The organism is Falsarthrobacter nasiphocae, from assembly GCF_031456275.1.
In the GTDB taxonomy this organism is placed as follows: Bacteria; Actinomycetota; Actinomycetes; order Actinomycetales; family Micrococcaceae; genus Falsarthrobacter; species Falsarthrobacter nasiphocae.
Genome location: NZ_JAVDUI010000001.1, coordinates 2,169,632 through 2,195,465 on the forward strand (window position 1 = coordinate 2,169,632; position 25,834 = coordinate 2,195,465).

Below are 25,834 nucleotides of genomic sequence, written 5' to 3' on the forward strand. Positions count from 1 at the left end.
GCCGCCGTGCTAGATTCGAGCTGATGGACCGCTTCGGGGCGGCCTCGACAAGCGCATACTTCACACACCTTTAATGACCGTCCGGAGAGGCGGGGAAGGACGTGTCCGCATGACCGCAGACCAGCGCGCCCAAGACGGCGCCGGTACCGAAGGGGGCCGCCAGGTCCTCTCGGGTCCAGAGATTGAGCGCGCACTGACGCGCATGGCCTTCGAGATCCTCGAGGGCAACAAGGGGCCGGAGAACCTCGTTCTCCTCGGGATCGTCTCCCGGGGCTACCCGCTGGCCCAGCGGCTCGCCCGCCGCATCGCCGCCAATGCCGAGGGCGTCACGGCCGAAGACATCGTGGGCCGCCTCGACGTCACGATGTTCCGGGATGACTTGGGAGCCACCGCTTTCCGCGCCCCGAGCCCCACGGTCCTTCCCGAGGGCGGCATTGACGGCAAGACGGTCGTCCTCGTCGACGACGTCCTCTTCTCTGGCCGCACCATTCGCGCGGCCCTCGACGCGCTGGTCGAGCTCGGCCGCCCCTCGCGCGTTCGCCTCGCCGTCCTGGTGGACAGGGGCCACCGCGAGCTTCCCATCCGCGCGGACCACGTGGGCCGCAACCTCCCGTCCTCGTCCCGGGAGCGCGTCATGGTGCGCCTCTCTGAGGTCGACGACGCCGGGGACCAGGTCGTCATTGAGGACCGCGGGACGGGGGAGTCGGCATGAGGCACCTGCTGTCGGCGCGGGACCTGTCGACGGAGGAGATTGTCGCGCTCCTGGACACGGGCGAGTCCATGCGCGAGGTCTCCTCGCGCGAGGTCAAGAAGATTCCCGCCCTCCGGGGCCGAACGGTGGTCAACCTCTTCTTCGAGGACTCGACCCGCACGCGCGTGTCTTTCGAGGCCGCGGCCAAGCGGCTCTCCGCTGACGTGCTCAACTTCGCGGCCAAGGGCAGCTCCGTCTCGAAGGGGGAGTCGCTCAAGGACACCGTCCAGACGCTCGAGGCCATCGGCGCCGATGTGATCGTCATGCGCCACCCGAGCAGCGGCGCGGCCCGCCAGCTGGCCGACTCCGGCTGGACGCGGGCCCATGTCGTCAACGCGGGCGACGGCACGCACGAGCACCCCACCCAGGCTCTCCTCGACGCCATGACGATGCGCCGCTTCAAGGCCCAGCGGGACGGGGTCGGCGTCGTCGGCACGGACCTGGCCGGGCTCAACGTCGTCATTGTCGGCGACGTGCTTCACTCGCGCGTCGTCCGCTCCAACGTGTGGATGCTTCACTCGCTCGGGGCCAACGTGACGCTCGTGGCGCCGCCCACGCTCATGCCCCACGGGGTGGGCGCCTGGCCGTGCTCGGTGTCCTACGACCTTGACGAGGTCCTGGCCGCGCAGCCCGACGTCGTCATGATGCTCCGCATCCAGGCCGAGCGGATGAACTCCGCCTACTTCCCCTCGGCTGGCGAGTACGCGAGCCGCTGGGGTCTCAGCGCCGCGCGCTTCGAGCGCTTCATCGCCGGGCGGGAGGACGAGGTGATCGTCATGCACCCGGGCCCCATGAACCGCGGGCTCGAGATCAGCTCGCGCGCCGCCGACTCCCCGCAGTCGCGGATCCTCGACCAGGTGGCCAACGGCGTGTCCATGCGCATGGCCGCGCTCTATCATGTCGCCACGGACCCCGCCGCGGACACCCTCGACCCCGGAAAGGACGCCTCATGACCGGCTCCGCATCTTCGTCCACCTCCCAGTTCGGGCCCGCCGAGGGCCGCATCCTCGTCCGTGGCGCCAAGGTCCTCGGGGGCGAGGCGCAGGACATCCTCGTGGTCGACGGGCTCATCGCCGAGGTGGCGCCCGCCGGCTCGCTTGAGGCGGGGGAGGGGGCGCGGGTCATCGAGGCCGAGGGGCTCGTCGCGCTCCCCGGGTTCGTCGACCTCCACACCCATTTGCGGGAGCCCGGCAAGGAGGCCGCCGAGACGGTCCTCACGGGCACCCAGGCCGCGGCCAAGGGCGGATACACGGCCGTCTTCGCCATGGCCAACTCGACCCCCGTCGCCGACTCCGCCGGCGTCGTCGAGCAGGTCTTCACGGCCGCCAAGAACGCCGGCTGGGCCGAGGTCCGCCCGGTGGGGGCCGTGACCAAGGGCCTCGCGGGCGCCCAGCTCGCGGACCTCGGAGCCATGGCGGACTCCCGCGCCCAGGTGCGGATGTTCTCCGACGACGGCATGTGTGTGCACGACGCCGCGATCATGCGCCGCGCCCTCGAGTACGTCAAGGCATTCGATGGCTTCGTCGCCCAGCACGCCCAGGAGCCGCGCCTCACCGAGGGCGCCCAGATGAACGAGGGCGAGATGTCCGCGACCCTCGGCCTCCCGGGGTGGCCGGCCGTCGCCGAAGAGGCGATCATCGCTCGGGACGTGCTCCTCGCCGACCACGTCGGCTCCCGCCTGCACGTGTGCCACGTGTCGACGGCCGGCTCGGTGGAGATCATCCGCTGGGCCAAGGAGCGAGGCATCGCGGTCACGGCGGAGGTCACGCCGCACCACCTGCTCCTGACGGACGAGCTCGTGGAGAGCTTCAACCCGGTCTACAAGGTCAACCCGCCGCTGCGCACCTCAAAGGACGTCCACGCCCTCCGCCAGGCCGTGGCGGACGGCGTCATCGACGTCATCGGCACGGATCACGCCCCGCACACGGAGAGCTCCAAGTCCTGCGAGTGGTCGCAGGCGGCCATGGGCATGACGGGCCTGGAGACGGCGCTCAGCGTCGTCGTCGCCTCCCTCGTCGAGACCGGTCTGGCGGGCTGGGACCGCGTCGCCGAGATCATGTCGACGACGCCGGCGCGGATCGGCGGCCTGGCCGACCAGGGGCAGCCGCTCGAGGCGGGCTCCGCCGCGAACATCGTCCTCGTCGACCCGTCGGCCTCGCGCACGATCGACGCCGCCGCCATGGCGACGAAGGGCCGCAACTCGCCGTTCCACGGCATGACGCTGCCGGCCGCCGTCGTGGCGACGATCTTCCACGGACACCCCACCGTGCTGGACGGCGAGCTCGCGACGGCGCACCCCGCCTCAGGCGGGCGCGCCTGATGGGGACGGAGATCCTCGCGCTCCTCATCGGGCTCGTGGCCGTGGCAGCCGTGTGCGCGGCAATCACGGCGGGCTTCCTCCGCCGCCGCCGCGCGGCCTCCGCGCCGGGCCTGACGGATGTCCCCGCGGACGGACCCGGCGACACCTTCGCCGTCCTGGAGGGCGAGTACGTGTCCACGAGCGCCGAGGCCCGCCCGCTCGAGCGCATGCCCCAGGCGAACCTCGGCTTCAAGAGCGTGGGCAGCCTCGCCGCGTGCGAGCGGGGCATCGTGGTCTCCCGCCGTGGCGAGAGGGACGTGCTCATCCCGGCCGCAGACATCGAGGACGTGGGCCGCTCGGCCGGCGTGGTCGGCAAGTTCGTCGAGGCCGGCGGGCTCGTGACCATCGCCTGGACGCTCGGCGGCGAACGCGTCCTCACGGGCTTCCGCGCCCGCTACGCAGACCAGACTCAGCCGTTCGTCGAGACGGCCAGCGACTTCTACCAGACCACCCAGAGCCATGCGGGGACCGCCACCGGCTCCGCCCCTGCACGAGGAGAATCATGACCAACACCAGCCTGCACACCGCGGCTGCCGCGGGCCGCGAGGACGAGGCCGTCCTCGTCCTCGAAGACGGCACCGTCTACCGCGGCCGCGCCTACGGCGCCCGCGGCGAGACCCTCGGCGAGATCGTCTTCTCCACCGGCATGACCGGGTACCAGGAGACGCTCACGGACCCCTCCTACGCCCAGCAGATCATCGTCCAGACGGCCCCGCACATCGGCAACACGGGAGTCAATGACGACGACGCCGAGTCCCGCCGCATGTGGGCCGCCGGCTACGTCGTCCGCGACCCAGCGCGCCGTCCCTCGAACTGGCGGTCGCAGCGCACCCTCGACGAGGACCTCGTGCGCGACGGCATCGTCGGGATCTCCGGCGTGGACACTCGCGCCATCACCCGCCACCTGCGGGAGCACGCGACGATGCGCGCCGGCGTCTTCTCCGGCGAGGCGCTCACGGGCGACGTCGCGGGCCTCATCGAGCGCGTCCGCCAGGCCCCCGAGATGAGCGGGGCCCGCCTCGCCGACACGGTGACGGCCGAGAGCGCGTACGTCGTCGAGCCCGCCGACCACGGCTGGGAGGGGGAGCCTCGCTTCACCGTCGCCGCCATCGACCTCGGCATCAAGGCCATGACGCCCGCGCGCATGGCCGAGCGCGGCATCCGCGTTCACGTCCTCCCGGCGTCCTCGACGCTTGAGGACGTCCTCGCCGTCCGCCCGGACGGGTTCTTCATGTCCAACGGCCCGGGCGACCCCGAGACGGCGACCGAGCAGGTGGCCCTCCTGCGCGAGGTCCTCGCGCAGGGCATCCCGTACTTCGGCATCTGCTTCGGCAACCAGATCCTGGGCCGCGCGCTCGGCTTCGGCACCTACAAGCTCCCGTATGGCCACCGGGGCATCAACCAGCCCGTCAAGGACCTGCGCACGGGGCGCGTGGAGATCACGTCCCAGAACCACGGGTTCGCCGTGGACGCGCCCGTCGGCGAGGCCGTCCAGGCGCCTCACGGCGATTTCGGGGCGGTCCGCGTCTCCCACGTGAGCCTCAACGACGACGTCGTCGAGGGGCTCGAGTGCCTCGACATCCCCGCCTTCTCCGTCCAGTACCACCCGGAGGCCGCCGCCGGTCCGCACGACGCGGCGTACCTCTTCGACCGTTTCGCTGAGCTCATGGGCTCGGCCTCGACCCGCGAACAGGGGAAGTAATGCCGAAGCGCCAGGATCTCACCTCCGTCCTCGTCATCGGCTCTGGGCCGATCGTCATCGGACAGGCCGCAGAGTTCGACTACTCGGGCACGCAGGCCCTCCGCGTCCTCAAGGAGGAGGGCCTCAGGGTCATCCTCGTCAACTCCAACCCGGCCACGATCATGACGGACCCGGAGCTCGCCGACGCCACGTACCTCGAGCCCATCACCCCAGAGGTCGTCGCGAAGATCGTCGAGAAGGAGCGCCCCGACGCGATCCTCCCGACCCTCGGCGGCCAGACCGCGCTCAACACGGCCATCGCCCTGGACAAGGACGGCACCCTCGAGAAGTTCGGCGTTGAGCTCATCGGCGCCAACATCGCCGCGATCGAGCTCGGCGAGGACCGCGAGAAGTTCAAGGGCGTCGTCGAGCGCTCGGGCGCGGAGTCCGCCCGCAGCGAGATCGTCCACACACTCGAGGAAGCGTATGCCGCGGCGGAGCGCCTCAACTACCCCGTCGTCGTGCGCCCCTCCTTCACCATGGGCGGACTCGGCTCCGGCATGGCGTACAACCGCGACGACCTGACCCGCATTGCGGGCGCAGGCATCCAGTACAGCCCCACGAGCGAGGTCCTTCTTGAGGAGTCCATCCTCGGCTGGAAGGAATACGAGCTCGAGATGATGCGGGACAAGAACGACAACGTCGTTGTCGTCTGCTCCATCGAGAACGTGGACCCCGTGGGCGTCCACACGGGCGACTCGATCACCGTGGCGCCGGCCCTCACCCTCACGGACCGCGAGTACCAGCGGCTCCGCGACATCGCCATCAAGGTCATCCGCGAGGTCGGTGTCGACACGGGCGGCTGCAACATCCAGTTCGCGATCGACCCCGCCACCGGCCGCGTCGTCGTCATTGAGATGAACCCGCGCGTGTCGCGGTCCTCGGCGCTCGCCTCGAAGGCCACGGGTTTCGCCATCGCGAAGATCGCGACGAAGCTCTCCCTCGGGTACACGCTTGACGAGATCCCCAACGACATCACGCAGAAGACGCCCGCGAGCTTCGAGCCGACGCTCGACTACGTCGTCGTCAAGGTCCCGCGCTTCGCGTTCGAGAAGTTCCCGGCCGCCGACGACACGCTGACGACGACGATGAAGTCCGTGGGCGAGGCGATGGCGATCGGCCGCAACTTCACCGAGGCCCTGCAGAAGGCCCTGCGCTCGCTCGAGCAGAAAGGCGCGGAGCTCAGCTTCGAGAAGGTCGGCCAGGACGAGGCGCGCCAGCTCGCGCAGGACGCGAGCCGCCCCACGACCGGGCGCCTCCAGCAGGTCGTCACGGCGCTCGCCTCGGGCCTCAGCCTGGAGGAGCTCTTCGAGACGACGAAGATCGACCCGTGGTTCCTCGATCAGTTCATCCTCCTCACGGAGATCGCCGACGAGCTGCGCGGCGCGAGCGAGCTGTCCGAGGATCTGCTGCGCCGCGCCAAGCGCCACGGCTTCTCCGACGCGCAGATCGGCAGCCTGACGAACACGCCGGAGGCCGTGGTGCGAGGCGTCCGCCAGGCGCTGGGCGTCCGCCCCGTCTTCAAGACCGTCGACACATGCGCCGCCGAGTTCCCGGCCTTCACGCCGTACCACTACAGCGCCTACGACGCCGAGGACGAGATCGCCGAGCACCAGGGCGAGTCGATCATCATCCTCGGCTCCGGGCCCAACCGGATCGGCCAGGGCATCGAGTTCGACTACTCCTGCGTCCACGCCACCATGGCGCTGCGCGACGCCGGGTACGAGACGGTCATGGTCAACTGCAACCCCGAGACGGTCTCCACGGACTACGACATCTCCACCCGCCTGTACTTCGAGCCCCTGACCCTCGAGGATGTCCTCGAGGTCATCGAGGCCGAGCGGCGCACGGGCGGCGTCAAGGGCGTGTATGTCCAGCTCGGCGGGCAGACCCCGCTCAAGCTCGCGAGCGAGCTCCAGGCCGCGGGCGTGCCGATCCTCGGCACGAGCCCAGACGCCATCGACCTCGCCGAGCACCGCGGCGCCTTTGCCCGCGTCCTCGACGAGGGCGGTCTCATCGCCCCGAAGAACGGCACGGCGTTCTCCTTCGAGGAGGCCAAGAAGATCGCGGACGAGATCGGCTACCCGGTCCTCGTGCGCCCCTCGTACGTCCTCGGCGGCCGCGGCATGGAGATCGTCTACGACGAGCCGAACCTGGCCCGCTACATCGAGAACGCCACGGAGATCACCCCGGATCACCCGGTGCTCATCGACCGCTTCCTCGAGGATGCGGTGGAGATCGACGTCGACGCGATCTTCGACGGCGAGGAGCTGTACATCGGCGGCATCATGGAGCACATCGAGGAGGCCGGCATCCACTCCGGCGACTCCTCCTGCGTTCTGCCCCCGATCACCCTCGGGTCCGACGTCGTGGCCCGCGTGGCCGAGGCGACGGAGAAGATCGCCCGCGGCGTCGGCGTGCGCGGCCTGATCAACATCCAGTTCGCGCTCGCCTCGGACGTCCTCTACGTGCTGGAGGCCAACCCGCGCGCGTCCCGCACGGTCCCGTTCGTCTCCAAGGCCACGGGCGTGCAGCTCGCCAAGGCCGCCGCGCTCATCGGCGTGGGGGAGACCGTGGCCTCGCTGCGCGAGAAGGGCTTCCTCCTCAAGCACACGGACGGCGCCGCGCTGCCCGCCGGCGCGCCCGTCTCCGTCAAGGAGGCCGTCATGCCGTTCAGCCGCTTCCGCACCCCCGAGGGCACGGTCGTGGACTCGCTCCTCGGCCCGGAGATGCGCTCCACCGGCGAGGTCATGGGCATCGACAAGTTCTTCGACACGGCGTTCGCGAAGTCCCAGGCCGCCGCGAGCAACGCGCTGCCGAAGAGCGGCCGGATCTTCGTCTCCGTGGCGAACCGGGACAAGCGGTCCGTCATCATGCCGGTGCGCCGCCTGGTGGACCTCGGCTTCGAGATCGTGTCCACGGGCGGCACGGCGGATGTTCTGCGCCGCAACGGCGTTGAGACCACCGTCGTCGCGAAGGTCGCCGACCACGGCGGCACGAGCGTCGTCGACCTCATCAACGACGGCCAGGTCGGGATGGTCGTCAACACGCCGTCCGGCGGCGCGGCCCGCACGGACGGCTACAACATCCGCGCCGCCGCCACGTCCTACGGCGTGCCGGTGATCACGACGACGGCCGAGCTCGGCGCCGCCGTCCAGGCCATCGAGGCGCAGCGCACGTTCGAGTGGAGCGTCAAGAGCCTTCAGGAGCACGCGGCGACCCTCGCCGCGGCCACGGAGAAGGCGCGCCAGGCCGCGGGCGAGGGGGTTCAGGCGTGAGCTACCGGGATCGGCTTGAGGCCGCCATCGCTGCGCGCGGGCGCCTGTGCGTCGGGATCGATCCGAGCGCCTCGCTCCTTGAGGCCTGGGGATTGAACGACGACGTCGACGGTCTGCGCTCGTTCTCGCGCCGCGTGGTGGACGAGCTCGGGGGAGAGGCTGCGGTGTTCAAGCCGCAGGTCTCCTTCTTCGAGCGGTTCGGCTCCGCCGGGTTCGCGGTCCTCGAGGAGACGATCGCTGCGCTCCGCTCGGCGGGGGCGCTCGTCCTCGCTGACGCCAAGCGCGGTGACATCGGCTCCACCATGGCCGGGTACGCCGAGGCGTGGTTCGGCGAGGGCTCGCCGCTCGAGGTGGACGCGCTCACCGTGTCCCCGTACCTCGGCTTCGAGTCCCTGAGGCCCGCGCTCGACATGGCGCGGGAGCGCGGGAAGGGCCTGTATGTCCTGGGCCTGACCTCCAACCCCGAGGGCGCGAGTGTCCAGCACGTCGGCGGGGACGCCTCCGTGGCCAAGTCGATCATCGACGCGGCCGCTGCGGAAAGCCTCACCGGCGGACACGTCGGCCTCGTCATCGGGGCGACGACGGCGGCCGCGGCGGCTGAGCTCGGCATCGATCTCTCGGCCGTGAAGGGCTCGTTCCTCACGCCGGGGCTCGGCGCCCAGGGCGCCACGGTGGCCGACATCAAGCGGTCCTTCGGCCAGGACTACTCGAAGGTCCTGGCGCCGAGCAGCCGGGACATCCTCAAGCACGGCGACCGCCCCGGCGGCATGCTGGAACGCTACAAGGAGGTCTCAGCAGAGCTCGCCGAGTAGCCACGAGGGTACGAGAGCACCCAACTCGTGCAATGATGTACGCTTGTTCTCACAACTGGACACGGGGCCTCACGGTCCCACATGCGGGGTCGGCCACCTTCGGGCGGGCCGGCCCCGCGCCTCGTCAACCAGTCGCTTGGCGGCCCACTAGAATCGGGGGACAGCTCGTTGACACCGATTGAGGAGATCATGGCGGACCACAGCGCCGAGGCAGGCAGCATCACCGTACTCGCGGGACCCACGGCCGTGGGCAAGGGGACGGTGTCCACGTTTGTGCGGGAGAACTACCCCGAGGTCTCGCTCTCTGTGTCGGCCACGACGCGCGCGCCCCGCCCGGGCGAGGAGGACGGCGTCCACTACCACTTCCTCTCCCACGAGCAGTTCGACTCGTACATCGAGGAGGGCGCCTTCCTCGAGTGGGCCACGGTCCACGGCCTCAACAAGTACGGCACCCTGAAGCACACGGTGGAGGCGGCGGCCCGGGCCGGGCAGAAGGTCCTGTTGGAGATCGACCTCCAGGGCGCCCGCCAGGTTCGCGAGGCTCTCCCCGGGGCACACTTCGTCTTTCTGGCACCGCCCTCGTGGGACGAACTCGTCCGCCGCCTTGTGGGGCGCGGCACGGAATCGCCGGAAGAGCAGCAGCGCCGCCTCGAAACGGCTAGACTGGAACTCGCTGCCGAGTCCGAGTTCGATCAGACGATCGTCAACGAGCACGTCGAGACCGCAGCCGCTGAACTTGTCCAGAGCATGGGGATCACACCGCGCACCGCGTAGGCTTGACCCAGACTCCCTTCGTGATTCAACCGAGAAATGAGTGATTGCGTGAGCACTCCCGCAGACGGCATCATCTACCCGCCGATCGATGACCTCCTGGACATCGCCGACAGCAAGTACGGCCTCGTCATCCAGGGTGCCCGCCGCGCACGCCAGATCAACGCGTACTACGCTCAGCTCCACGAGGGCCTCTTCGAGTACGTCGGCCCGCTCGTTGAGACCCAGCTCAACGAGAAGCCCCTCTCGATCGCCTTCCGCGAGCTCAACGAGGGCATGCTCGACGTCAAGCCGCTTGGCGCCGAGCAGGAGTAGCACCGGCTTTCATCCTGCGAGACCGTCGCCGCACTGGCACCCAGTGCGCCGGCGGTCTTCGTCGTCTACCAGGAGTCACCCATGAAGATTGTCCTCGGCGTCGGGGCCGGCATCGCCGCCTACAAGTCTGCTCTTCTCCTCCGCCTCTTCACGGAGGCCGGCCACACGGTGCGGGTCATCCCCACGGCCGCGTCCCTCAACTTCGTCGGGGCGGCCACGTGGGAGGCCCTGAGCGGCCAGCCTGCCACGAGCGAGATCTTCGACGCCGTGGACGAGGTGCAGCACGTCCGGGTCGGCCAGGAGGCGGACCTCGTCGTCATCGCACCTGCCACGGCGGATCTCCTCGCGCGAATCGCGAGCGGGCGCGCGGACGACCTTCTGACGACGACGATCCTCGCCACCCGGGCCCCCGTCCTCCTGGCTCCGGCCATGCACACGGAGATGTGGGAGAACGCGGCCACGCGCGCCAACGTCGCCACGCTCCGCAGCCGCGGCATCACTGTCCTCGACCCGGCCGTCGGCCGCCTGACCGGCGTTGACACCGGCCCCGGCCGCCTCCCCGAGCCAGCGGTCATCCGGGACGCGGCGCTCGCCGCCGCGGGCGCTGCTGCTGGAGAGGGCGACGACGGGGCCGCGGGGGGCGAGTGGGCCGGCAGGCGCGTCGTCGTGACCCTGGGCGGAACCCGCGAGCCGCTGGACCCCGTCCGCTACCTGGGCAACCGCTCCTCCGGGAAGCAGGGACTCGCGTTTGCGCGGGCGCTCACAGCGCTGGGCGCGGACGTCAGGGTCATCGCGGGGAGCGTCGAGGTGGAGCTGGACCAGGCCATCCCGACCCGGCGGATCGCGACCGCCCTGGAGCTCGAGGCTGCCCTGGCCGAGGAGGCGCCCCACGCGGACGCGGTCATCATGGCCGCCGCCGTCGCCGACTTCCGCCCCGCGCGCGTCGAGGGCACCAAGATCAAGAAGCGCGGCGAGACGGGTGCGCCGGTCATCGAGCTCGTGCGGAACCCGGACATCATCGCGGGGCTCGCCGAGCGCTTCCCGCGCGGCACGGGCCCCAAGCTCGTCGCGTTCGCGGCCGAGACGGGGGACAGCCAGGGAAGCCCCGAGGACTACGCGGCCGCGAAGCTCGAGCGCAAGGGCGTGGACGCGATCTGCCTCAACGACGTCGCCGAGGGCCGCGCGTTCGGCCAGGACGAGAACCGGATTGTCGTGCTCACCGCGGACGGCGGGCGATTCGAGGCGCAGGGCAGCAAGGACGAGGTCGCGCGGCGTGTGCTCGAGGCGCTCGGGGAGGCCCTCATGGCCGGATCGCCCGAGGGTGAGGCAGTCGGACTAGACTGGCCTGTGTGACCCCTACTTCAAACCCCACTGTCTCCGGCGCGCAGCCTCTGCGGCTCTTCACCTCCGAGTCCGTCACGGCCGGGCATCCTGACAAGATCTGTGACCAGATCAGCGATGCCATCCTCGACGCACTCCTCGAGAAGGACCCCAACTCGCGGGTCGCCGTCGAGACGATGGCCACGACGGGCCTCGTGCACGTGGCCGGAGAGGTCACGACCGAGGCCTACGTGGAGATCCCGCAGATCGTCCGCGACACGATCCTCTCCATCGGCTACGACTCCTCCGCCAACGGTTTCGACGGCGCCCGCTGCGGCGTCTCGGTCTCGATCGGGCAGCAGTCCCCGCAGATCTTCGAGGGCGTCTTCAACTCGCGCGAGTCCCGCCTGGGCCAGGCTCTCGACCCGCGAGACGCGCAGGGCGCGGGGGACCAGGGCATCATGTTCGGCTACGCCGTCGACGAGACGGACGTGCTCATGCCCGCCCCCATCCACCTGGCGCACCTGCTCAGCGAGCAGCTGACCCGCGTCCGCGAGAACGGCACCCTCGGGTACCTCCGCCCAGACGGCAAGACCCAGGTGACCATCGGCTACGACGGGGACCGTCCCGTCTCCGTCGAGACCGTCGTCGTCTCGACCCAGCACGCGCAGGACGGGGACCTTGCCCGCCTTGAGGGGGACATTCGCGAGGCCGTCATCAACCCTGTGCTTCAGCGAGCGGCGGAGGCCCAGGGCCTCGACGTCTCGGACGTCAAGCACATCGTCAACCCCGGCGGGCCGTTCGTCATCGGCGGGCCCGTGGGAGACGCCGGTCTGACCGGCCGCAAGATCATCGTCGACACGTACGGCGGCATGGCCCGCCACGGCGGCGGCGCGTTCTCCGGCAAGGACCCGAGCAAGGTGGACCGCTCGGCCGCGTACGCGATGCGCTGGGTGGCGAAGAACATCGTCGCCGCGGGCCTCGCGCGCCGGGCCGAGCTCCAGGTCGCCTACGCCATCGGCCAGGCCGCCCCCGTGGGCATCTACGTCGAGACGTTCGGCACGGAGACCGTGGACCCGACCCGGATCGAGCGCGCCGTGCGCGAGGTGTTCGACCTCCGCCCCCTCGGCATCATCGAGGACCTCGACCTCAAGCGCCCCATCTACCGTCAGACGGCGGCCCACGGCCACTTCGGCCGCCAGGGCGCGGACTTCACGTGGGAGCAGACCAACCGCGTGGACGAGCTGCGCCGTGCCGTAGGGGCCTGACCCGCAGGTGGAGCGCGAGCCGGCCCTGTTCGACGCCGCCCGCGAGCCCGAGCCGCGGACGCGGCGGCTGGCGGCCGACGCGGCCGAGACGGACCCGGTGGCCCGCGTCTGGGTCGAGGCCCAGGTCCCGCAGCTGGACCGGGTGTTCGAGTACATCGTCCCCGAGACGCTGAGCTCCGACGCGATTCCCGGCGCCAAGGTCCGCGTCGTCCTCGGCGGCCAGCAGGTCAACGGGTGGATCGTCTCCCGCGAGGCCGAGCCGGAGACGGAGCACGCCCTGCGGCCTCTCAAGCGCGTCCTCTCTCCGCACCCCATCATGACGCCCGAGCTCCTTGGGTTCCTGACCACCGTGGCGCACCGCCAGATGGGACTCGTCTCCGACCTCATGCGCCTCGCCGTCCCGCCGCGCGTCGCGGGGGTGGACTCGGCGTTTCAGCCCCAGACGGCCCGTCTGCCGCTGGGCCGCGTCCGGCCGGAGCCGTGGGCCCTGCCCGAGCCGGGGGCACTGGAGTCCACGGACCTGCGCTCCTTCCCGGACGGGCAGGCGTTCCTCGCGAGCCTCGCCTCCGGGGGCAGCCCCCGGGCCGTCGCCGTCCTGCCCCGCGCCCAGGCCACGTGCCTCATCGGCGCGGTCGAGGCGTGCGTGCGCTCGGGTCGGCGGGCCGTCGTCGTCGTCCCCGACCACCGGCGCCTGCAGGAGCTCGACGCCGCGCTCTCCGAGGCGCTGGGCACCCACGCCGCGTCGGGGAGCGAGGACGCGCTGTTCGCGCGGCTCAGCGCGGACGACCCGCCCACGTTGCGCTACCGCAGCTACCTGCGCGCCGTGTACCAGGACGTGGACGTCGTCATCGGGACGCGGGCAGCCGCCTACGCGCCGCTGCGCGGTGTAGGCCTCGTGGCCCTGTGGGACGACGGGGACGCCTCCCTCCTCGAGCGGCGGGCGCCGTATGCGCACGTGCGGGATGTCCTCGTGGCGAAGGCCGTCGAGGCCGGGGCCGCGTTCCTCTGCGCGGGGCAGACCCCCACGAGCGAGGGCCTGCGCCTGACGGAGATCGGCTGGGCCCGCCTCCTCGAGCACCGGCCCGGGCCGGGCGGACGGCCCCGCGTCGTCGCGAGCGGCTCGGAGTTCGAGGCCGCGAGGGACCGCCTCGCCCAGGCCGCGCGCATCCCCTCCGTGGCCTTCCAGGCCGCGCGCCGCTCTCTGGAGCGCGGGCCGGTCCTTGTCCACGTGGCCCGGGCGGGGTACTCGCCCGTGGTCAAGTGCTCATCGTGCTTCGAGCGGGCATTGTGCCCCACGTGCCAAGGGCCCCTCGTCGTGACGGCGAGCGCAGGGGAGAAGCGGTTCGAGTGCTCCTGGTGCGCCCGCCGCCCGGAGGGCCTCGAGTGCTCGCACTGCGGCGGGACGCGCTTCTATCAGCCGGTGGCCGGCGCCCTGCGCACGGCGGAGGAGCTCGGGCGAGCGTTCCCCGGGGTGCGGGTCGTCTCGAGCTCCGGGTCCTCGATCCGCGAGGAGGTGCCGGACGAGTCGGCCCTCGTCGTCGCGACGCCGGGGGCGGAGCCGCGCGTTCTCGCTGCGGGAGGAGCGGAGGCAGGGTACGCGGGCGCGCTCATCCTCGACGCCGAGGCGTCCCTCGCGAGGGACTCGCTCCACGCCCTCGAGGAGGCGCTGCGGCGCTGGTTCCGTGTCATGGCTCTCGTCCGACCGGACGGGGACGTGGTGGCCACCGTCCAGGAGACGGCCGCCCTCAACGCCCTCGTGTCCTACGACCCCACACCGGCGATCCTCAGGGACGTGCGCCAGCGCGCCGAGCTCGGGCTCCCGCCGTCGGTCCGCGCCGTGACGCTGACGGGCTCCGAGGCGGGGGTCGCCGAGTTCTGGGGCCGCGTCCGTCGGGAGCTCGACGCAGACGGCCCCCTGGCCCGCGAGCCCCGCGTCATCGGTCCCGCGCCCGCGCCCGTCGAGCCCGCGGATGACCCGGGCGAGGACGCGCTCTGGCGTCTGCTCGTCCTCTTCGGCTACCAGGACGCGCCGAGGGTGAGCGCGGCGGTCCGTGCCCGGCGGCTCCTCGACGCGACGGCGCACAAGCGCGAGCGCATTCGGGTCCGCTGCGACCCGCCCGAGATCCTCTAGCGCGCTGAGCGGAGCGTGGCGGGTGGCATCGCGCGGCGGTCCCGCGTCCGTGGCCTTGCCTGCCTCGCCTCAGCGGCCTGAGCGTGTCCCCGCGCGCTCGATGGCCAGCCGACACGCCTCGACGAGCGCGGCGGCCGAGGTGTCCCAGGAGAAGCGCGCCGCTTGCGGCCGGGCGAGGCGCGCGAGGTCCTCGCCCTCTGTCCGGAGCCGCACGAGCCCGGCCGCCACCGCAGCAGGGTCGGTCGGGTCGAAGTAGACGGCCGCCTCGCCCGCCACCTCGCGGAAGATCGGGATGTCGCTCACGGCGATCGGCACGCCGACGCTCATGGCCTCCACGAGCGAGAGACCGAACCCCTCGGCCCGGGACGCCGTGACGAGCCCCGTGCTCGCCTCGAGCAGCGCCCGGTAGGCGGAATCGCTCAGCCCGTCGTGGAAGACGACGTCCGCGCCGAGCCGGGACGCGAGGCTCTTCAGGCGCCGCCGGGTCCGCGGGTCGAACCGGCTCACGAGGTGCAGCCGGGCGCTGTCCACCCGGCTCACGGCGTCGATGAGCGTCTCCACGCCCTTGTACGGCATCGCCGAGCCCATGTAGACAAAGTCCCCGCCTTGTTGCGCGGGCGTCAGCCGGAACGCGGGGTCAGGCGCGGGGAGTGCCTCGGCGGCGTTGGAGACGACGACGACGGGGGCCGCGGCCAGGCGGTGCCGCCGGATCCGCTCGGCCGTGTCGTGCGAGACGGCCGCCACGGCATCAGCCCGACCGAGGAGCCAGCGCTGAGGCGCGTAGGAGAGGTGGTAGACCCGCCACAGCGCGCGGACGGCGGCCGGCAGGTTCCGGGGCGGGGTCCGGTGCTCGTAGTAGATGAGGTCGTGGATCGTCAGGACCAGGGGGTGGCGCTTGAAGAACGAGCCGATCGTCTGCATGGGGGAGAAGACCACGTCCACCTCGAGGTCCCGCAGCGAGTGCATCGTGGCGGGCTCGCGCCAGGAGGTCGGCGGGGTCGCGAGGACGTGCGGCAGGTCCGGGAGCATGTCGAGCTGCCGCGGGTCGGAGACGATGAGCGTCACGTCCGCGAGCCGGGACGCGGCGGCGGCGAGGTTCGCGCCGAACCGGGAGATGCCGTCGTGCCGCTCGAGGCGCGTGTACCGGGCGTCGAACCCGATCCTCAGCCTCTGTTCGGGCGCCTTGCTCATGCCGAGCCCCTCCCAGTCTCTCCGGCAGACTCGCCGACGACCTCGCGGACGAACGCGGCGATGGCCTCCGCCGCCTCTCCCGCGCGCTCGTAGTGGATGAGGTGCCCCACGCCCGCGATCTCGTGGACCCGCGCCTGCGGCATGAGGGCCGCAAGCCGGGCCTGGGTCTCGGGGGTCCCGAACGCGTCCCGCGAGCCCGTGACGAGCAGCGTGGGCAGCGTAAAGGCCCCCGCGCACTCGCGGACCGAGTCCCGGATGGAGGACGCGTACGCCTCCGCGAGGACGTCCCGGCTCGCGAACCCGGCGAAGTAGGCCCGGTGCTGCTCGTCGATGTACCGGCGCATCTCGCGGTCCGTGGACGTGCGCATCATGACGGACATGGAGTCCGTGATGAGCCGGGACCGCACGAGGGGCTTCCCCAGCCACCCGGGCAGGCGCGTCGCGGCGGCGTAGTACGCCTCGGCGGCGAGAGTCGCGGCGCGCGGGGTTCCCTCGAGCGCGGGCACGGAGATCGGGTTGACGAGGACGGCGGCCTTGACCGCCGCCAGGCCGGCGTCGTCGGCCCCATCCTGCCGCGCGCCCGGGGAGAGGAGGCGGGAGACGACGACGGAGCCGAACGAATGCCCCACGAGGACCACCGGACGGCCCGGAAAGCGGCGGGCAGTGTCCGCGAGGACCTTGGCGTAGGCGGACGCGTAGCCCTCGGCCGAGTGCTCCGTCCCGTCCGACATGGGAGTCGAGGCCCCGAAGCCCGGGGCGTCCGGCACGAGCCACGTGCCGCCCGTGCGGAGGACGATCTGCTCGAACCCGTGGTGGTCGCCGCGGAAGCCGTGCACGCCGAGGAAGACCGGCGCGCCGGACGCCGACTCCCGTGGCGGGAGCTCGTACTCGAAGACCCTCACCGTGGCCCCGTGGGCGGCGACGTCGCGGATGACGGGGGTGGCCTCGGGGCGGGAGGCGTCGAGCAGGGCAGTCATGATTCTCAGCGTAGCGCGGGGATCGGGGCAGAGCCTTGGGGCGAGGACGCAGGTGAGGCCCGGGCGTCGGGGTGGAGTCCCGGGATCCGGCTCGAGGTGGGCGAAGAGACGACGACGAGGCTCAGGGCCGGGCGGCGGGGCCGTCCTCCGCGAGCAGGCGCCGGGCGGCCTTGTCGTCGAGGACGACGTCCGTGATGTACCCGCCCGCGAGCGCCGCCCGCAGGCCAGGGACCTTCGCGGCGGAGGACAGGACGCAGATGCGCTTCGGCGCGCGCAGGAGAACGTCGAACTCAGGCGCAGAGGACCGGGCGTTGACGGGGATGCCCTCGTCGCTGCCGTCGGCGAGGAAGAAGCGCGTGGCGATGTCTCCCGCGACGCCCAGGCGCTCCAGCTCCCGCAGGTCCGCGGGCTCGAGGTACCCGCCGACATACACGTGGGACGGGCTCTCCGGGTCCAGGGCGCCGATGCCGAAGACCGCCATGGACATGCGCGCCTGGAGCGCGGTGATGCGGGCCACCGAGCGCTCCTTCCACATGAGCTCGCGGGTGAGCGGTGAGTCGAAGAGCGCGGGGACGGGAAACTGCTCGATCGAGGCGCCGAAGGCCTGGCCGAACCGGCGCAGGATCTCGCTCGTGTAGTGGATGCCGCTCGTGAAGGTGTTGCCGGCGCCGTTGAGCTGGACGATGGTCGTCTCGTTGGTCTTCTTGGGCGGCAGGTGGCGGGCGACGGCGGAGATCGTCGAGCCCCAGGCGACGCCGATGACCGATCCCGGGACCACCTCAGAGGCGATCAGTCTCGCCGCGAACGCTGCCGTGGACTCGAGGACCTCGGACGAGCGTGCGCGGGGCGAACAGGGGACGACGACGGCGCCGATCCCGTACCGCTCGGCGATGCGGCGCTCGAGCTGGGCGGGGGTGTCGAGCGAGGGGTGGACATGGATCTCGACGTGGCCCAGGTCCCGGGCGCGGGCGATCCACCGTGAGACTGTGGAACGGCTCGTCTTGAACTCGTGGGCGATGGACTCCATGGTCCGGCCCTCGAGATAGTGCATTCGTGCAGCGATGACGGCCTGATCGGGGGTGGGTTTGCCCATGTTTCCCGGACTCCTCGGGGTTGCGAGCGGGACGCGTGCACGTTCGTGCATCGCCGTTGAGTCTACCCCGGCAGGGGCGTAGATGTTAGGTGAAACACACGTCACACTCCGGGCTCACCGCCCGGACGAAGGAGGAGTCTTGTCCGTCACGTCGCAGATCCGAGCCCGCGTCGCCAGCCTGCGGGAGCGCCCCAACGCCACCGTCCTCATCATCGGCGGCGGAATCAACGGCGTCGGAACCTTCCGCGACCTTGCGCTTCAGGGGATCGACGTCGCCCTGATTGAGCGCGAGGACTACTGCTCCGGGGCCTCCGGCGCATCCAGCCACATGATCCACGGCGGCATTCGCTACCTTGAGAACGGCGAGTTCCGGCTGGTCAAGGAGTCCGTGGTCGAGCGCAACAACCTCCTCAAGATCGCTCCGCACTACGTCAAGCCGCTCCAGACGACGATCCCGATCTTCTCCACGTTCTCCGGCATCCTCAACGCGCCGCTGCGCTTCCTCACGCACAAGTCGGGCGCCCCGCAGGAGCGTGGGGCCGCGCTCATCAAGGCCGGCCTGTCCATCTACGACTCCTTCTCCCGGATCGGCGGCTCCGTGCCCAAGCACGAGTTCCTCGGAGCCGAGAAGTCCCGCGAGCTCTTCCCGCAGATGCGCGACGACGTCCGATACACGGCGACCTACTTCGACGCCTCCGTCCACAATCCGGAGCGCCTCACCCTCGACGTCCTCAACGACGGTCTCGCGACGGGAGACAAGGCCCGGGCGAGCAACTACGTGACCGCCGTCGGCTTCTCCGACGCGGGGGTGCGCCTCAAGGACGAGATCTCCGGCGAGGAGTTCGACTTCAAGGCGGACGTGGTCCTCAACGTCTCCGGCGCCTGGACAGATCAGACCAACGAGGCCATGGACGACGAGACGCGCTACATGGGCGGAACCAAGGGCTCGCACATCGTCCTCGACCACCCGGAGCTTCTCGCCGCGACGCGCGGACGCGAGATCTTCTTCGAGCACACCGACGGCCGGATTGTCCTCATCTACCCGATGGGGGACCGCGTGCTCGTGGGCACGACCGACCTTGACGACGACATGCGGGAGCAGGCCGTCTGCACGGACGAGGAGATCGAGTACTTCTTCGAACTCGTCAAGCACGTCTTCCCCTCGATCCCCGTCACTCGGGATCAGATCGTCTACACGTTCTCCGGTGTGCGCCCCCTCCCGCGCCACGACGACACGGCCCCCGGGTTCGTCTCTCGCGACTACCGGTTCGAGAAGCGCGACCAGCACGGGGCGAAGGTCATCTCTGTGGTCGGCGGCAAGTGGACCACCTTCCGGGCGCTCTCCGAGCACCTGACCAACGACGTCCTCGAGCTCCTGGGCAAGGAGCGCGAGGTGAGCACGCTCGGCATGTACATCGGCGGCGGCGAGGGCTTCCCCGCGAACGAGCAGGCCGTCCGTGCGTGGATCGCGGCGCGTGCCGACGACACGATCGGCGCTGACCGGTACGCGGTGCTCCTCGAGCGCTACGGCCTGCGCGCCGACACGGTGGCGGACTACCTCCGCGCCGAGAAGGACGAGCTCATCGCAGGCAGCCCCGAGCTGTCGGTGCGCGAGCTCGACTTCCTCCTTGAGCATGAGCAGGTCGAGCATGTCGCAGACATCCTCATCCGTCGCACATCGCTCGCCTTCCGGGGCCTAGCCACCGGAGACATGCTCGAGGCCATCCTCGACGCCTTCGCCGCGGCGAAGGGCCTGAGCGAGGCCGAGAAGGACGCAGAGCGCGCGCACGTGCTCGACGTCTTCAGCGAGCGCCACCGGATTGACCTTGAGACGGGCGCCCTCGCCTAGTCACAGGTCACTCCGCCTGCCGCAGGGTACGCTCCGCGGCATCCCCACAAGAACTTCTACTGATTCAAAGAGGTATCAGCATGAACGGAACACAGTTCATCGCGGAGCTCCTGGGCACGGCCGTGCTCCTGCTCCTCGGTGGCGGCGTCGTCGCCAACAACATCCTCGTGAAGACCAAGGGCTACGGCACCGGCTTCCTCATGGTCAACTTCGGCTGGGGCTTCGCGGTCCTCGCGGGCATCCTCGTGGCGGCGGCCTCCGGCGCCCACCTGAACCCGGCCGTGACGGTCGCCTTCATGGCGGACCCGCACGTGGCCGAGCTCGCGCCCGGCATCGCGAAGACGGCCGGCAACCTGGGCCTCTACATCGTGGCCCAGATGATCGGCGCCTTCCTCGGCGCCGTCCTCTGCTGGCTCGCCTACAAGGACCACTTCGACCAGGAGGAGAACCCGGCCATGAAGCTGGGCGTCTTCTCGACGGGCCCGGAGATCCGCAGCTACGGCATGAACCTCGTCACCGAGATCCTGGCCACGGCAGCCCTCGTCCTCTTCATCCTCATGGTCCCGGCAAAGGCCCCTGCAGGCCTCGGCGGCATCCTCGTCGCCTTCGCGGTCGTCGGCGTCGGCGCGTCCCTCGGTGGACCGACGGGCTACGCCATCAACCCCGCGCGTGACCTCGGACCGCGCATCGCCCACGCCATCCTCCCGATCAAGGGCAAGGGCGGCTCCGACTGGGCCTACTCCTGGGTCCCCGTGGTGGGCCCGATCCTGGGTGGCCTCCTGGCCGTCCTCGTCCACGGCCTCATCGCCTGAACCTCTTCGACAACGACGTTAGGAGAAACACCATGACGAAGAACGACAAGTCGTACGTCATCGCCATCGACCAGGGCACGACGTCCTCGCGAGCGATCATCTTCGACCACGACGGAAAGATCGTCTCTGTCGGGCAGAAGGAACACGAGCAGATCTTCCCGAAGGCCGGCTGGGTTGAGCACGACGCCACCGAGATCTGGGACAACATCCGCGAGGTCATCGGAAACGCCCTGTCCAAGGCCAACCTGACCCGCCACCACATCGAGGCCGTCGGCATCACCAACCAGCGAGAGACCGCGGTGGTCTGGGACAAGAACACGGGCAAGCCCGTGTACAACGCCATCGTGTGGCAGGACACGCGCACGCAGCCGATCGTCGATGAGCTTGCGGGCCCCGAGAAGGACCTCGACCGCTTCAAGGACATCTGCGGCCTGCCGCTCGCCACCTACTTCTCCGGCACGAAGGTGAAGTGGATCCTCGACAACGTCGAGGGCGCCCGCGAGAAGGCCGAGGCCGGGGACCTCCTCTTCGGCACGACTGACACGTGGGTCCTCTGGAACCTCACGGGCGGCACCGACGGCGGCGTGCACGTCACCGACGTCACGAACGCGTCCCGCACGATGTTCATGGACCTCAAGAGCCTCTCGTGGGACGAGAGCATCCTCAAGGAGTTCGGCGTCCCCGCCTCCATGCTCCCGGAGATCCGCTCGTCCTCCGAGGTCTACGGCACGGTCCACAGCGACCAGCTCCTGCGCGAGGTGCCCATCGCGGGCATCCTCGGCGACCAGCAGGCCGCGACCTTCGGCCAGGCCGCCTTCGAGGCCGGCGAGGCCAAGAACACGTACGGCACCGGCTGCTTCCTCATCTTCAACACGGGCGAGGAGATCGTCCACTCGAAGAACGGCCTCCTGACGACGGTCGGCTACAAGATCGGCGACCAGCCGGCCCACTACGCCCTCGAGGGGTCGATCGCCGTCGCCGGCTCGCTCATCCAGTGGCTGCGCGACAACCTCAAGCTGATCTCCTCGGCACCCGAGGTCGAGCGCCTCGCCGCGTCGGTGGAGGACAACGGCGGCGTCTACATCGTCCCGGCCTTCTCCGGCCTCTTCGCGCCCTACTGGCGGTCCGAGGCTCGCGGTGCCATCGTCGGACTCACCCGGTTCGCCAACCGCGGGCACATCGCCCGCGCGGCTCTCGAGGCGACGGCGTTCCAGACCCGCGAGGTCCTGGACGCCGTCAACGCCGACGCCGAGGTCCCGTTCGAGGAGCTGAAGGTGGACGGCGGCATGACCGCGAACGACGCGCTCATGCAGTTCCAGGCCGACATCCTCGGCGTGCCGGTCATCCGCCCCGAGATCACGGAGACCACGGCCCTCGGCGCTGCGTACGCCGCAGGCCTCGCCGTCGGCTTCTGGCGGGACATGGACGAGCTCCGCGCGCAGTGGGCCGAGGACACCCGCTGGGTGCCCGCCATGGCTGACGAGGAGCGCGATCGCCAGATGCGCCTCTGGAAGAAGGCCGTCACGAAGACCTTCGACTGGGTTGACGAGGACGTTCAGTAGCGTCCGCCTCGACTGACACGAGGGCCGCGCCTGCCGCCGGGACACCGGGGGAGGGCGCGGCCCTTGTCTGTGCCTCCCGGGCTCGGGTGCGGCGACCGGCCCCCTCGGCCCCGTCGTCGTCCGCTCCGCAGCGCGCCGTGAGGCGGGCCCGGGCACTGGGCTAAAGTTGGTGTGGCCCGGATTGGGCCCACGCACCCACGCCCCGGAGGAGAAACGTGAACGACGAGCGTTCGACCGAGACCGACTACGACGTCCATGCCGTCGAGGCCAAGTGGGAGGGCAGCTGGGAGAAGGCCAAGGTCTTCGAGCCACAGCCCGGCGACACGCGGGAGCGCCGCTACGTGGCGGACATGTTCTCCTACCCCTCCGGCGACCTCCACATGGGTCACGCGGAGGCGTACGCGATCGGCGACGTCGCCGCCCGCTGGTGGCGCTTCAAGGGCTACAACGTCCTGCACCCCGTCGGCTGGGACTCGTTCGGCCTGCCCGCCGAGAACGCGGCCATCAAGAACAACAGCCACCCCGCCGAGTGGACGTACAAGAACATCGAGGTCCAGGCGTCCTCCTTCCGCCGCTATGGCCTCAGCCTCGACTGGTCCCGCCGTCTGCACACGTCCGACCCCGAGTTCTACCGCTGGACCCAGTGGATCTTCCTCGAGTTCTACAAGCGCGGGCTCGCCTACCGCAAGGACTCGCCCGTCAACTGGTGCCCCAAGGACCAGACGGTGCTCGCCAACGAGCAGGTTGTCGACGGCGCCTGCGAGCGCTGCGGGACCCTCGTGACGAAGAAGAAGCTCAACCAGTGGTACTTCAAGATCACGGACTACGCGGACCGCCTCGTCGACGACATGGCGCAGCTTGAGGGCCACTGGCCCGACCGCGTGCTCCTCATGCAGAAGAACTGGATCGGCCGCTCCAAGGGCGCCAATGTGCGGTTCGCCCTGTTGGCCAACGAGGTCGCCCCGGCCCGGCAGATCGAGGTCTTCACGACGCGCCCCGACACCCTCTTCGGCGCGACGTTCATGGTCGTCGCCGTGGACTCGGCCCTCGCCGACGAGATCGTCGTCGGCGAGCAGCGCGAGGCCTTCGAGGCCTACCGCGAGTCCGTCAAGGCCGCCTCGGAGATCGAGCGCCAGGCTACAGACCGCGAGAAGACCGGCGTCTTCTCCGGCCGCTACGCCGTCAACCCCGTCACGGGCGAGAACATCCCCGTGTGGATCTCCGACTACGTCCTCGCCGACTACGGGACGGGCGCCATCATGGCCGTCCCCGCGCACGATGCCCGCGACATCGAGTTCGCGAAGGCGATGAACCTGCCCATCCGCGCTGTCGTGGAGAACGACGACGAGGACCCCGCCGTCTCCGGGGAGGCGAGCCTGACCCCGGGCGTCGCCAAGAACTCAGGCGAGCTTGACGGCCTGGCCAAGGACGAGGCCATCGAGGCCGCCATCCGGCTCCTCGGCTCGCGCGGCACGGGCGAGGCGTCCATCAACTACCGCCTGCGGGACTGGCTCATCTCCCGCCAGCGCTTCTGGGGCACCCCCATTCCGATCATCCACTGCGAGGCGTGCGGCGAGGTGCCGGTCCCCGAGGACCAACTGCCGGTGCGCCTGCCGGAGGATCTCAAGGGCGAGCAGCTCGCGCCGAAGGGCGAGAGCCCCCTCGCCGCGGCCGAGGCCTGGCGGACGGTCGAGTGCCCCTCCTGCGGCGGCACGGCTCAGCGGGACTCGGACACGATGGACACCTTCGTCGACTCCTCTTGGTACTTCCTGCGCTACACCTCGCCGGGGTGCGAGGACGCGCCGTTCGAGCGCGAGAAAGTCAACGAGTGGATGCCCGTCGGCCGGTACGTCGGCGGCGTCGAGCACGCGATCCTCCACCTGCTCTACGCACGCTTCGTGACGAAGGTCCTCCACGACATGGGCCTCGTGGACTTCGTGGAGCCCTTCACAGCCCTCCTCAACCAGGGTCAGGTCATCAACAATGGCAAGGCCATGAGCAAGTCGCTCGGCAACGGCGTCAACCTGGGGGAGCAGCTGGAGCTCTTCGGCGTGGATGCTGTCCGGCTCACCATGCTCTTTGCCTCGCCTCCGGAGGACGACGTCGACTGGGCCGATGTGTCGCCGGGCGCGTCCTCGAAGTTCCTGGCCCGCGCGTGGCGCGTGGCGCGGGACGTGCGGGACGCTGGCACGAGCGGCGAGCTCGCCTCCACTCAGGAGCCGGGCCTGCGGCGGGTCACGCACCAGACGCTCGCGCAGTCTGCGGAGCTGCTGGAGCAGGCCAAGTACAACGTCGTCGTCGCCAAGCTCATGGAGCTGACGAACGCGGCACGCAAGGCCATCGACACGGGCGCCGGAGCCGCCGACCCCGCGGTCCGCGAGGCCGCGCAGGTGCTGGCGCAGCTGCTCTCCCTCATCGCGCCCTACACGGCCGAGGACATGTGGGAGCTGCTGGGCGGCGAGGGCTTCGTGGCCAATTCGGCGCTGCCCGAGGTGGACCCGTCCCTGCTCGTGGCGGAGACGGTCACGGCCGTCGTCCAGGTCCAGGGCAAGGTCCGGGCCAAGCTCGAGGTCGCCCCGGACATCGCTCCGGAGGAGCTCGAGCGCCAGGCGCTGGCCGCCGAACCCGTCGTGCGCCTGCTCGAGGGCCGCGAGGTGCTCAAGGTCATTGTGCGCGCCCCGAAGCTCGTGAGCATCGTCCCGAAGCCGTAGCGATGGCCGTCATCGCGGACTCGACGGCCGAGGTCGAGCTGCTCGGCGGCCCGGCGGCGGGCCCTACCTCGGGCCCGGCCTCGGCGGAGCCGCGCCTGGCGCGAGCCGACGCGTACGTGAGCGTGCCCGTCCTCATCGACGGGGAGCCCCTCCGGGCCAGCGGCGCCAAGGCCGCGGCGGAGATGGCGATGGCCCACGCGACGGGCCGGGCCGTCACCACGGCCAGGCCGGCGCCTCAGGCGTTCGCCGACGCGATCGCGCGGTGCGTCGAGGCGGGGGCGGCATCCGTCGTCGTCGTGACCATGTCCGCGAGGCTGTCTGGGACGTGGGAGTCAGCGCGGCTGGGTGCCGAGGGCGCGGCCGTCCCGGTGACGGTCGTGGACTCGGGCAGCATTGGGTGGCAGACGGCCGAGCTCGTCGATACCCTGGTGCGGTGCCGCCCCGCGGAGGGCGGGCCCTCAGGGGCCGAGGACGTTCGCGCCGTGGCGGGGGTTCACGCTGAGACCGCGCGGCCCCGTCTGCCGCTGTTCGCAACGATGCCGAGCGTGAAGACCCTGCTCGCTGGGGGCCGAGGGGCCGGACACGCCGCGGCAGGGGGAGCCGCACAGGAGACGGCCGCGGGCCCCGCACCCGAGCCGAGCCCTCTGGCGGCGGCCGGGCCTTGGCCCGTCGTGACGTTCGATGACGGGCGTCTCACCGGCGTCCTGCCCGTGGGAACGCGGGATGCAGCGGTCGAGGAGTGCGTCCGTCTGGCCGCGGCCTCCGCACAGGGCAGCGTGCGACTCTGCGTGGAGACCAACGACCCGACCCGGGCTGCCCTCGTCGAGGAAGCCTGCGCGTCCGCCGGTGTCGCCCCGCCCCTGCTCTGCCACCTGTCGCCGGTCCTCTCCGCG

20 protein-coding genes are annotated in these 25,834 nt (G+C 70.8%); 17 read left to right on the forward strand and 3 right to left on the reverse strand.

The annotated features are described in order from the left end of the window. Positions 1-109: 109 nt before the first annotated feature. The 12 genes from pyrR (at position 110) to J2S35_RS09860 (ending at position 14,746) form a co-directional block, all read left to right on the forward strand. Positions 110-712, forward strand: coding sequence for a bifunctional pyr operon transcriptional regulator/uracil phosphoribosyltransferase PyrR (gene pyrR, locus J2S35_RS09805; RefSeq protein WP_309852874.1), 603 nt, complete (start codon positions 110-112; stop codon positions 710-712). After that, complete coding sequence (locus J2S35_RS09810) at positions 709-1,704, forward strand: aspartate carbamoyltransferase catalytic subunit (RefSeq protein ID WP_309852876.1); 996 nt, start codon at positions 709-711, stop codon at positions 1,702-1,704. Before pyrR ends, J2S35_RS09810 begins: the two co-directional genes overlap by 4 nt. Further along, positions 1,701-3,071, forward strand: coding sequence for a dihydroorotase (locus J2S35_RS09815; RefSeq protein WP_309852880.1), 1,371 nt, complete (start codon positions 1,701-1,703; stop codon positions 3,069-3,071). The genes J2S35_RS09810 and J2S35_RS09815 overlap by 4 nt, the downstream gene beginning before the upstream one ends. Then, the gene (locus J2S35_RS09820) at positions 3,071-3,616 is read left to right on the forward strand and encodes a PH-like domain-containing protein (RefSeq protein ID WP_309852882.1); all 546 of its coding nucleotides are present in this window, start codon (positions 3,071-3,073) and stop codon (positions 3,614-3,616) included. The genes J2S35_RS09815 and J2S35_RS09820 overlap by 1 nt, the downstream gene beginning before the upstream one ends. Beyond that, on the forward strand, positions 3,613-4,812 hold the full coding sequence (gene carA / locus J2S35_RS09825; protein WP_309852887.1) for a glutamine-hydrolyzing carbamoyl-phosphate synthase small subunit: 1,200 nt from the start codon (positions 3,613-3,615) through the stop codon (positions 4,810-4,812). The genes J2S35_RS09820 and carA overlap by 4 nt, the downstream gene beginning before the upstream one ends. Continuing rightward, on the forward strand, positions 4,812-8,129 hold the full coding sequence (carB, locus tag J2S35_RS09830; protein WP_309852890.1) for a carbamoyl-phosphate synthase large subunit: 3,318 nt from the start codon (positions 4,812-4,814) through the stop codon (positions 8,127-8,129). The genes carA and carB overlap by 1 nt, the downstream gene beginning before the upstream one ends. Further along, on the forward strand, positions 8,126-8,941 hold the full coding sequence (pyrF, locus tag J2S35_RS09835) for an orotidine-5'-phosphate decarboxylase (protein ID WP_309852893.1): 816 nt from the start codon (positions 8,126-8,128) through the stop codon (positions 8,939-8,941). Before carB ends, pyrF begins: the two co-directional genes overlap by 4 nt. 189 nt (positions 8,942-9,130) lie before the next feature. Further along, complete coding sequence (gene gmk, locus J2S35_RS09840; protein WP_309853135.1) at positions 9,131-9,715, forward strand: guanylate kinase; 585 nt, start codon at positions 9,131-9,133, stop codon at positions 9,713-9,715. Positions 9,716-9,763: 48 nt separating this feature from the next. After that, a complete protein-coding gene (gene rpoZ / locus J2S35_RS09845; protein ID WP_309852896.1) occupies positions 9,764-10,027 on the forward strand; it encodes a DNA-directed RNA polymerase subunit omega in 264 nt (87 codons plus the stop codon). A gap of 81 nt (positions 10,028-10,108) precedes the next feature. Beyond that, complete coding sequence (gene coaBC / locus J2S35_RS09850; protein ID WP_309852898.1) at positions 10,109-11,380, forward strand: bifunctional phosphopantothenoylcysteine decarboxylase/phosphopantothenate--cysteine ligase CoaBC; 1,272 nt, start codon at positions 10,109-10,111, stop codon at positions 11,378-11,380. Beyond that, positions 11,377-12,615, forward strand: a complete 1,239-nt coding sequence (gene metK, locus J2S35_RS09855) for a methionine adenosyltransferase (RefSeq protein WP_309852901.1) — start codon at positions 11,377-11,379, stop codon at positions 12,613-12,615. Before coaBC ends, metK begins: the two co-directional genes overlap by 4 nt. Positions 12,616-12,622: 7 nt before the next feature. After that, entirely contained in the window at positions 12,623-14,746 is a 2,124-nt protein-coding gene (locus tag J2S35_RS09860) for a primosomal protein N' family DNA-binding protein (RefSeq protein ID WP_309852904.1), read from the forward strand. Positions 14,747-14,815: 69 nt separating this feature from the next. On the opposite strand, the gene J2S35_RS09865 is transcribed toward J2S35_RS09860, so the two are convergent. The 3 genes from J2S35_RS09865 to J2S35_RS09875 all read right to left on the reverse strand — a co-directional run bounded on the left by J2S35_RS09865 (position 14,816) and on the right by J2S35_RS09875 (position 18,007). Next, on the reverse strand, positions 14,816-15,937 hold the full coding sequence (locus J2S35_RS09865) for a glycosyltransferase family 4 protein (protein ID WP_309852907.1): 1,122 nt from the start codon (positions 15,935-15,937) through the stop codon (positions 14,816-14,818). Then, positions 15,934-16,914: an alpha/beta fold hydrolase gene (locus tag J2S35_RS09870; protein WP_309852910.1), complete on the reverse strand. Its 981-nt coding sequence runs from the start codon at positions 16,912-16,914 to the stop codon at positions 15,934-15,936. The genes J2S35_RS09865 and J2S35_RS09870 overlap by 4 nt, the downstream gene beginning before the upstream one ends. Positions 16,915-17,035: 121 nt before the next feature. Then, entirely contained in the window at positions 17,036-18,007 is a 972-nt protein-coding gene (locus J2S35_RS09875; RefSeq protein ID WP_309852913.1) for a sugar-binding transcriptional regulator, read from the reverse strand. A gap of 139 nt (positions 18,008-18,146) precedes the next feature. Between J2S35_RS09875 and J2S35_RS09880 the strand changes: the two genes are divergently transcribed. The 5 genes from J2S35_RS09880 to J2S35_RS09900 all read left to right on the forward strand — a co-directional run. After that, entirely contained in the window at positions 18,147-19,856 is a 1,710-nt protein-coding gene (locus J2S35_RS09880; RefSeq protein ID WP_309852916.1) for a glycerol-3-phosphate dehydrogenase/oxidase, read from the forward strand. Between the two features lie 80 nt (positions 19,857-19,936). Next, on the forward strand, positions 19,937-20,668 hold the full coding sequence (locus tag J2S35_RS09885) for an MIP/aquaporin family protein (RefSeq protein ID WP_309852919.1): 732 nt from the start codon (positions 19,937-19,939) through the stop codon (positions 20,666-20,668). Positions 20,669-20,700: 32 nt separating this feature from the next. Continuing rightward, a complete protein-coding gene (gene glpK, locus J2S35_RS09890) occupies positions 20,701-22,230 on the forward strand; it encodes a glycerol kinase GlpK (RefSeq protein ID WP_309852922.1) in 1,530 nt (509 codons plus the stop codon). A gap of 215 nt (positions 22,231-22,445) precedes the next feature. Continuing rightward, positions 22,446-24,941 (forward strand): leucine--tRNA ligase, encoded by a 2,496-nt coding sequence (leuS, locus tag J2S35_RS09895; RefSeq protein WP_309852925.1) that lies wholly within the window; start codon positions 22,446-22,448, stop codon positions 24,939-24,941. Positions 24,942-24,943: 2 nt separating this feature from the next. Next, a partial coding sequence (locus tag J2S35_RS09900) for a DegV family protein (RefSeq protein ID WP_309852928.1) occupies positions 24,944-25,834 on the forward strand: 891 nt, incomplete at its 3' end.

Excerpts from the sequence above, each read along its gene's own strand:
- pyrR (WP_309852874.1), top strand. The coding sequence starts at position 110 with ATGACCGCAGACCAGCGCGCCCAAGACGGCGCCGGTACCGAAGGGGGC.
- J2S35_RS09810 (WP_309852876.1), top strand. The coding sequence starts at position 709 with ATGAGGCACCTGCTGTCGGCGCGGGACCTGTCGACGGAGGAGATTGTC.
- J2S35_RS09815 (WP_309852880.1), top strand. The coding sequence starts at position 1,701 with ATGACCGGCTCCGCATCTTCGTCCACCTCCCAGTTCGGGCCCGCCGAG.
- J2S35_RS09820 (WP_309852882.1), top strand. The coding sequence starts at position 3,071 with ATGGGGACGGAGATCCTCGCGCTCCTCATCGGGCTCGTGGCCGTGGCA.
- carA (WP_309852887.1), top strand. The coding sequence starts at position 3,613 with ATGACCAACACCAGCCTGCACACCGCGGCTGCCGCGGGCCGCGAGGAC.
- carB (WP_309852890.1), top strand. The coding sequence starts at position 4,812 with ATGCCGAAGCGCCAGGATCTCACCTCCGTCCTCGTCATCGGCTCTGGG.
- gmk (WP_309853135.1), top strand. The coding sequence starts at position 9,131 with ATGGCGGACCACAGCGCCGAGGCAGGCAGCATCACCGTACTCGCGGGA.
- coaBC (WP_309852898.1), top strand. The coding sequence starts at position 10,109 with ATGAAGATTGTCCTCGGCGTCGGGGCCGGCATCGCCGCCTACAAGTCT.
- J2S35_RS09865 (WP_309852907.1), bottom strand. The coding sequence starts at position 15,937 with ATGAGCAAGGCGCCCGAACAGAGGCTGAGGATCGGGTTCGACGCCCGG.
- J2S35_RS09870 (WP_309852910.1), bottom strand. The coding sequence starts at position 16,914 with ATGACTGCCCTGCTCGACGCCTCCCGCCCCGAGGCCACCCCCGTCATC.
- J2S35_RS09875 (WP_309852913.1), bottom strand. The coding sequence starts at position 18,007 with ATGGGCAAACCCACCCCCGATCAGGCCGTCATCGCTGCACGAATGCAC.
- J2S35_RS09885 (WP_309852919.1), top strand. The coding sequence starts at position 19,937 with ATGAACGGAACACAGTTCATCGCGGAGCTCCTGGGCACGGCCGTGCTC.
- glpK (WP_309852922.1), top strand. The coding sequence starts at position 20,701 with ATGACGAAGAACGACAAGTCGTACGTCATCGCCATCGACCAGGGCACG.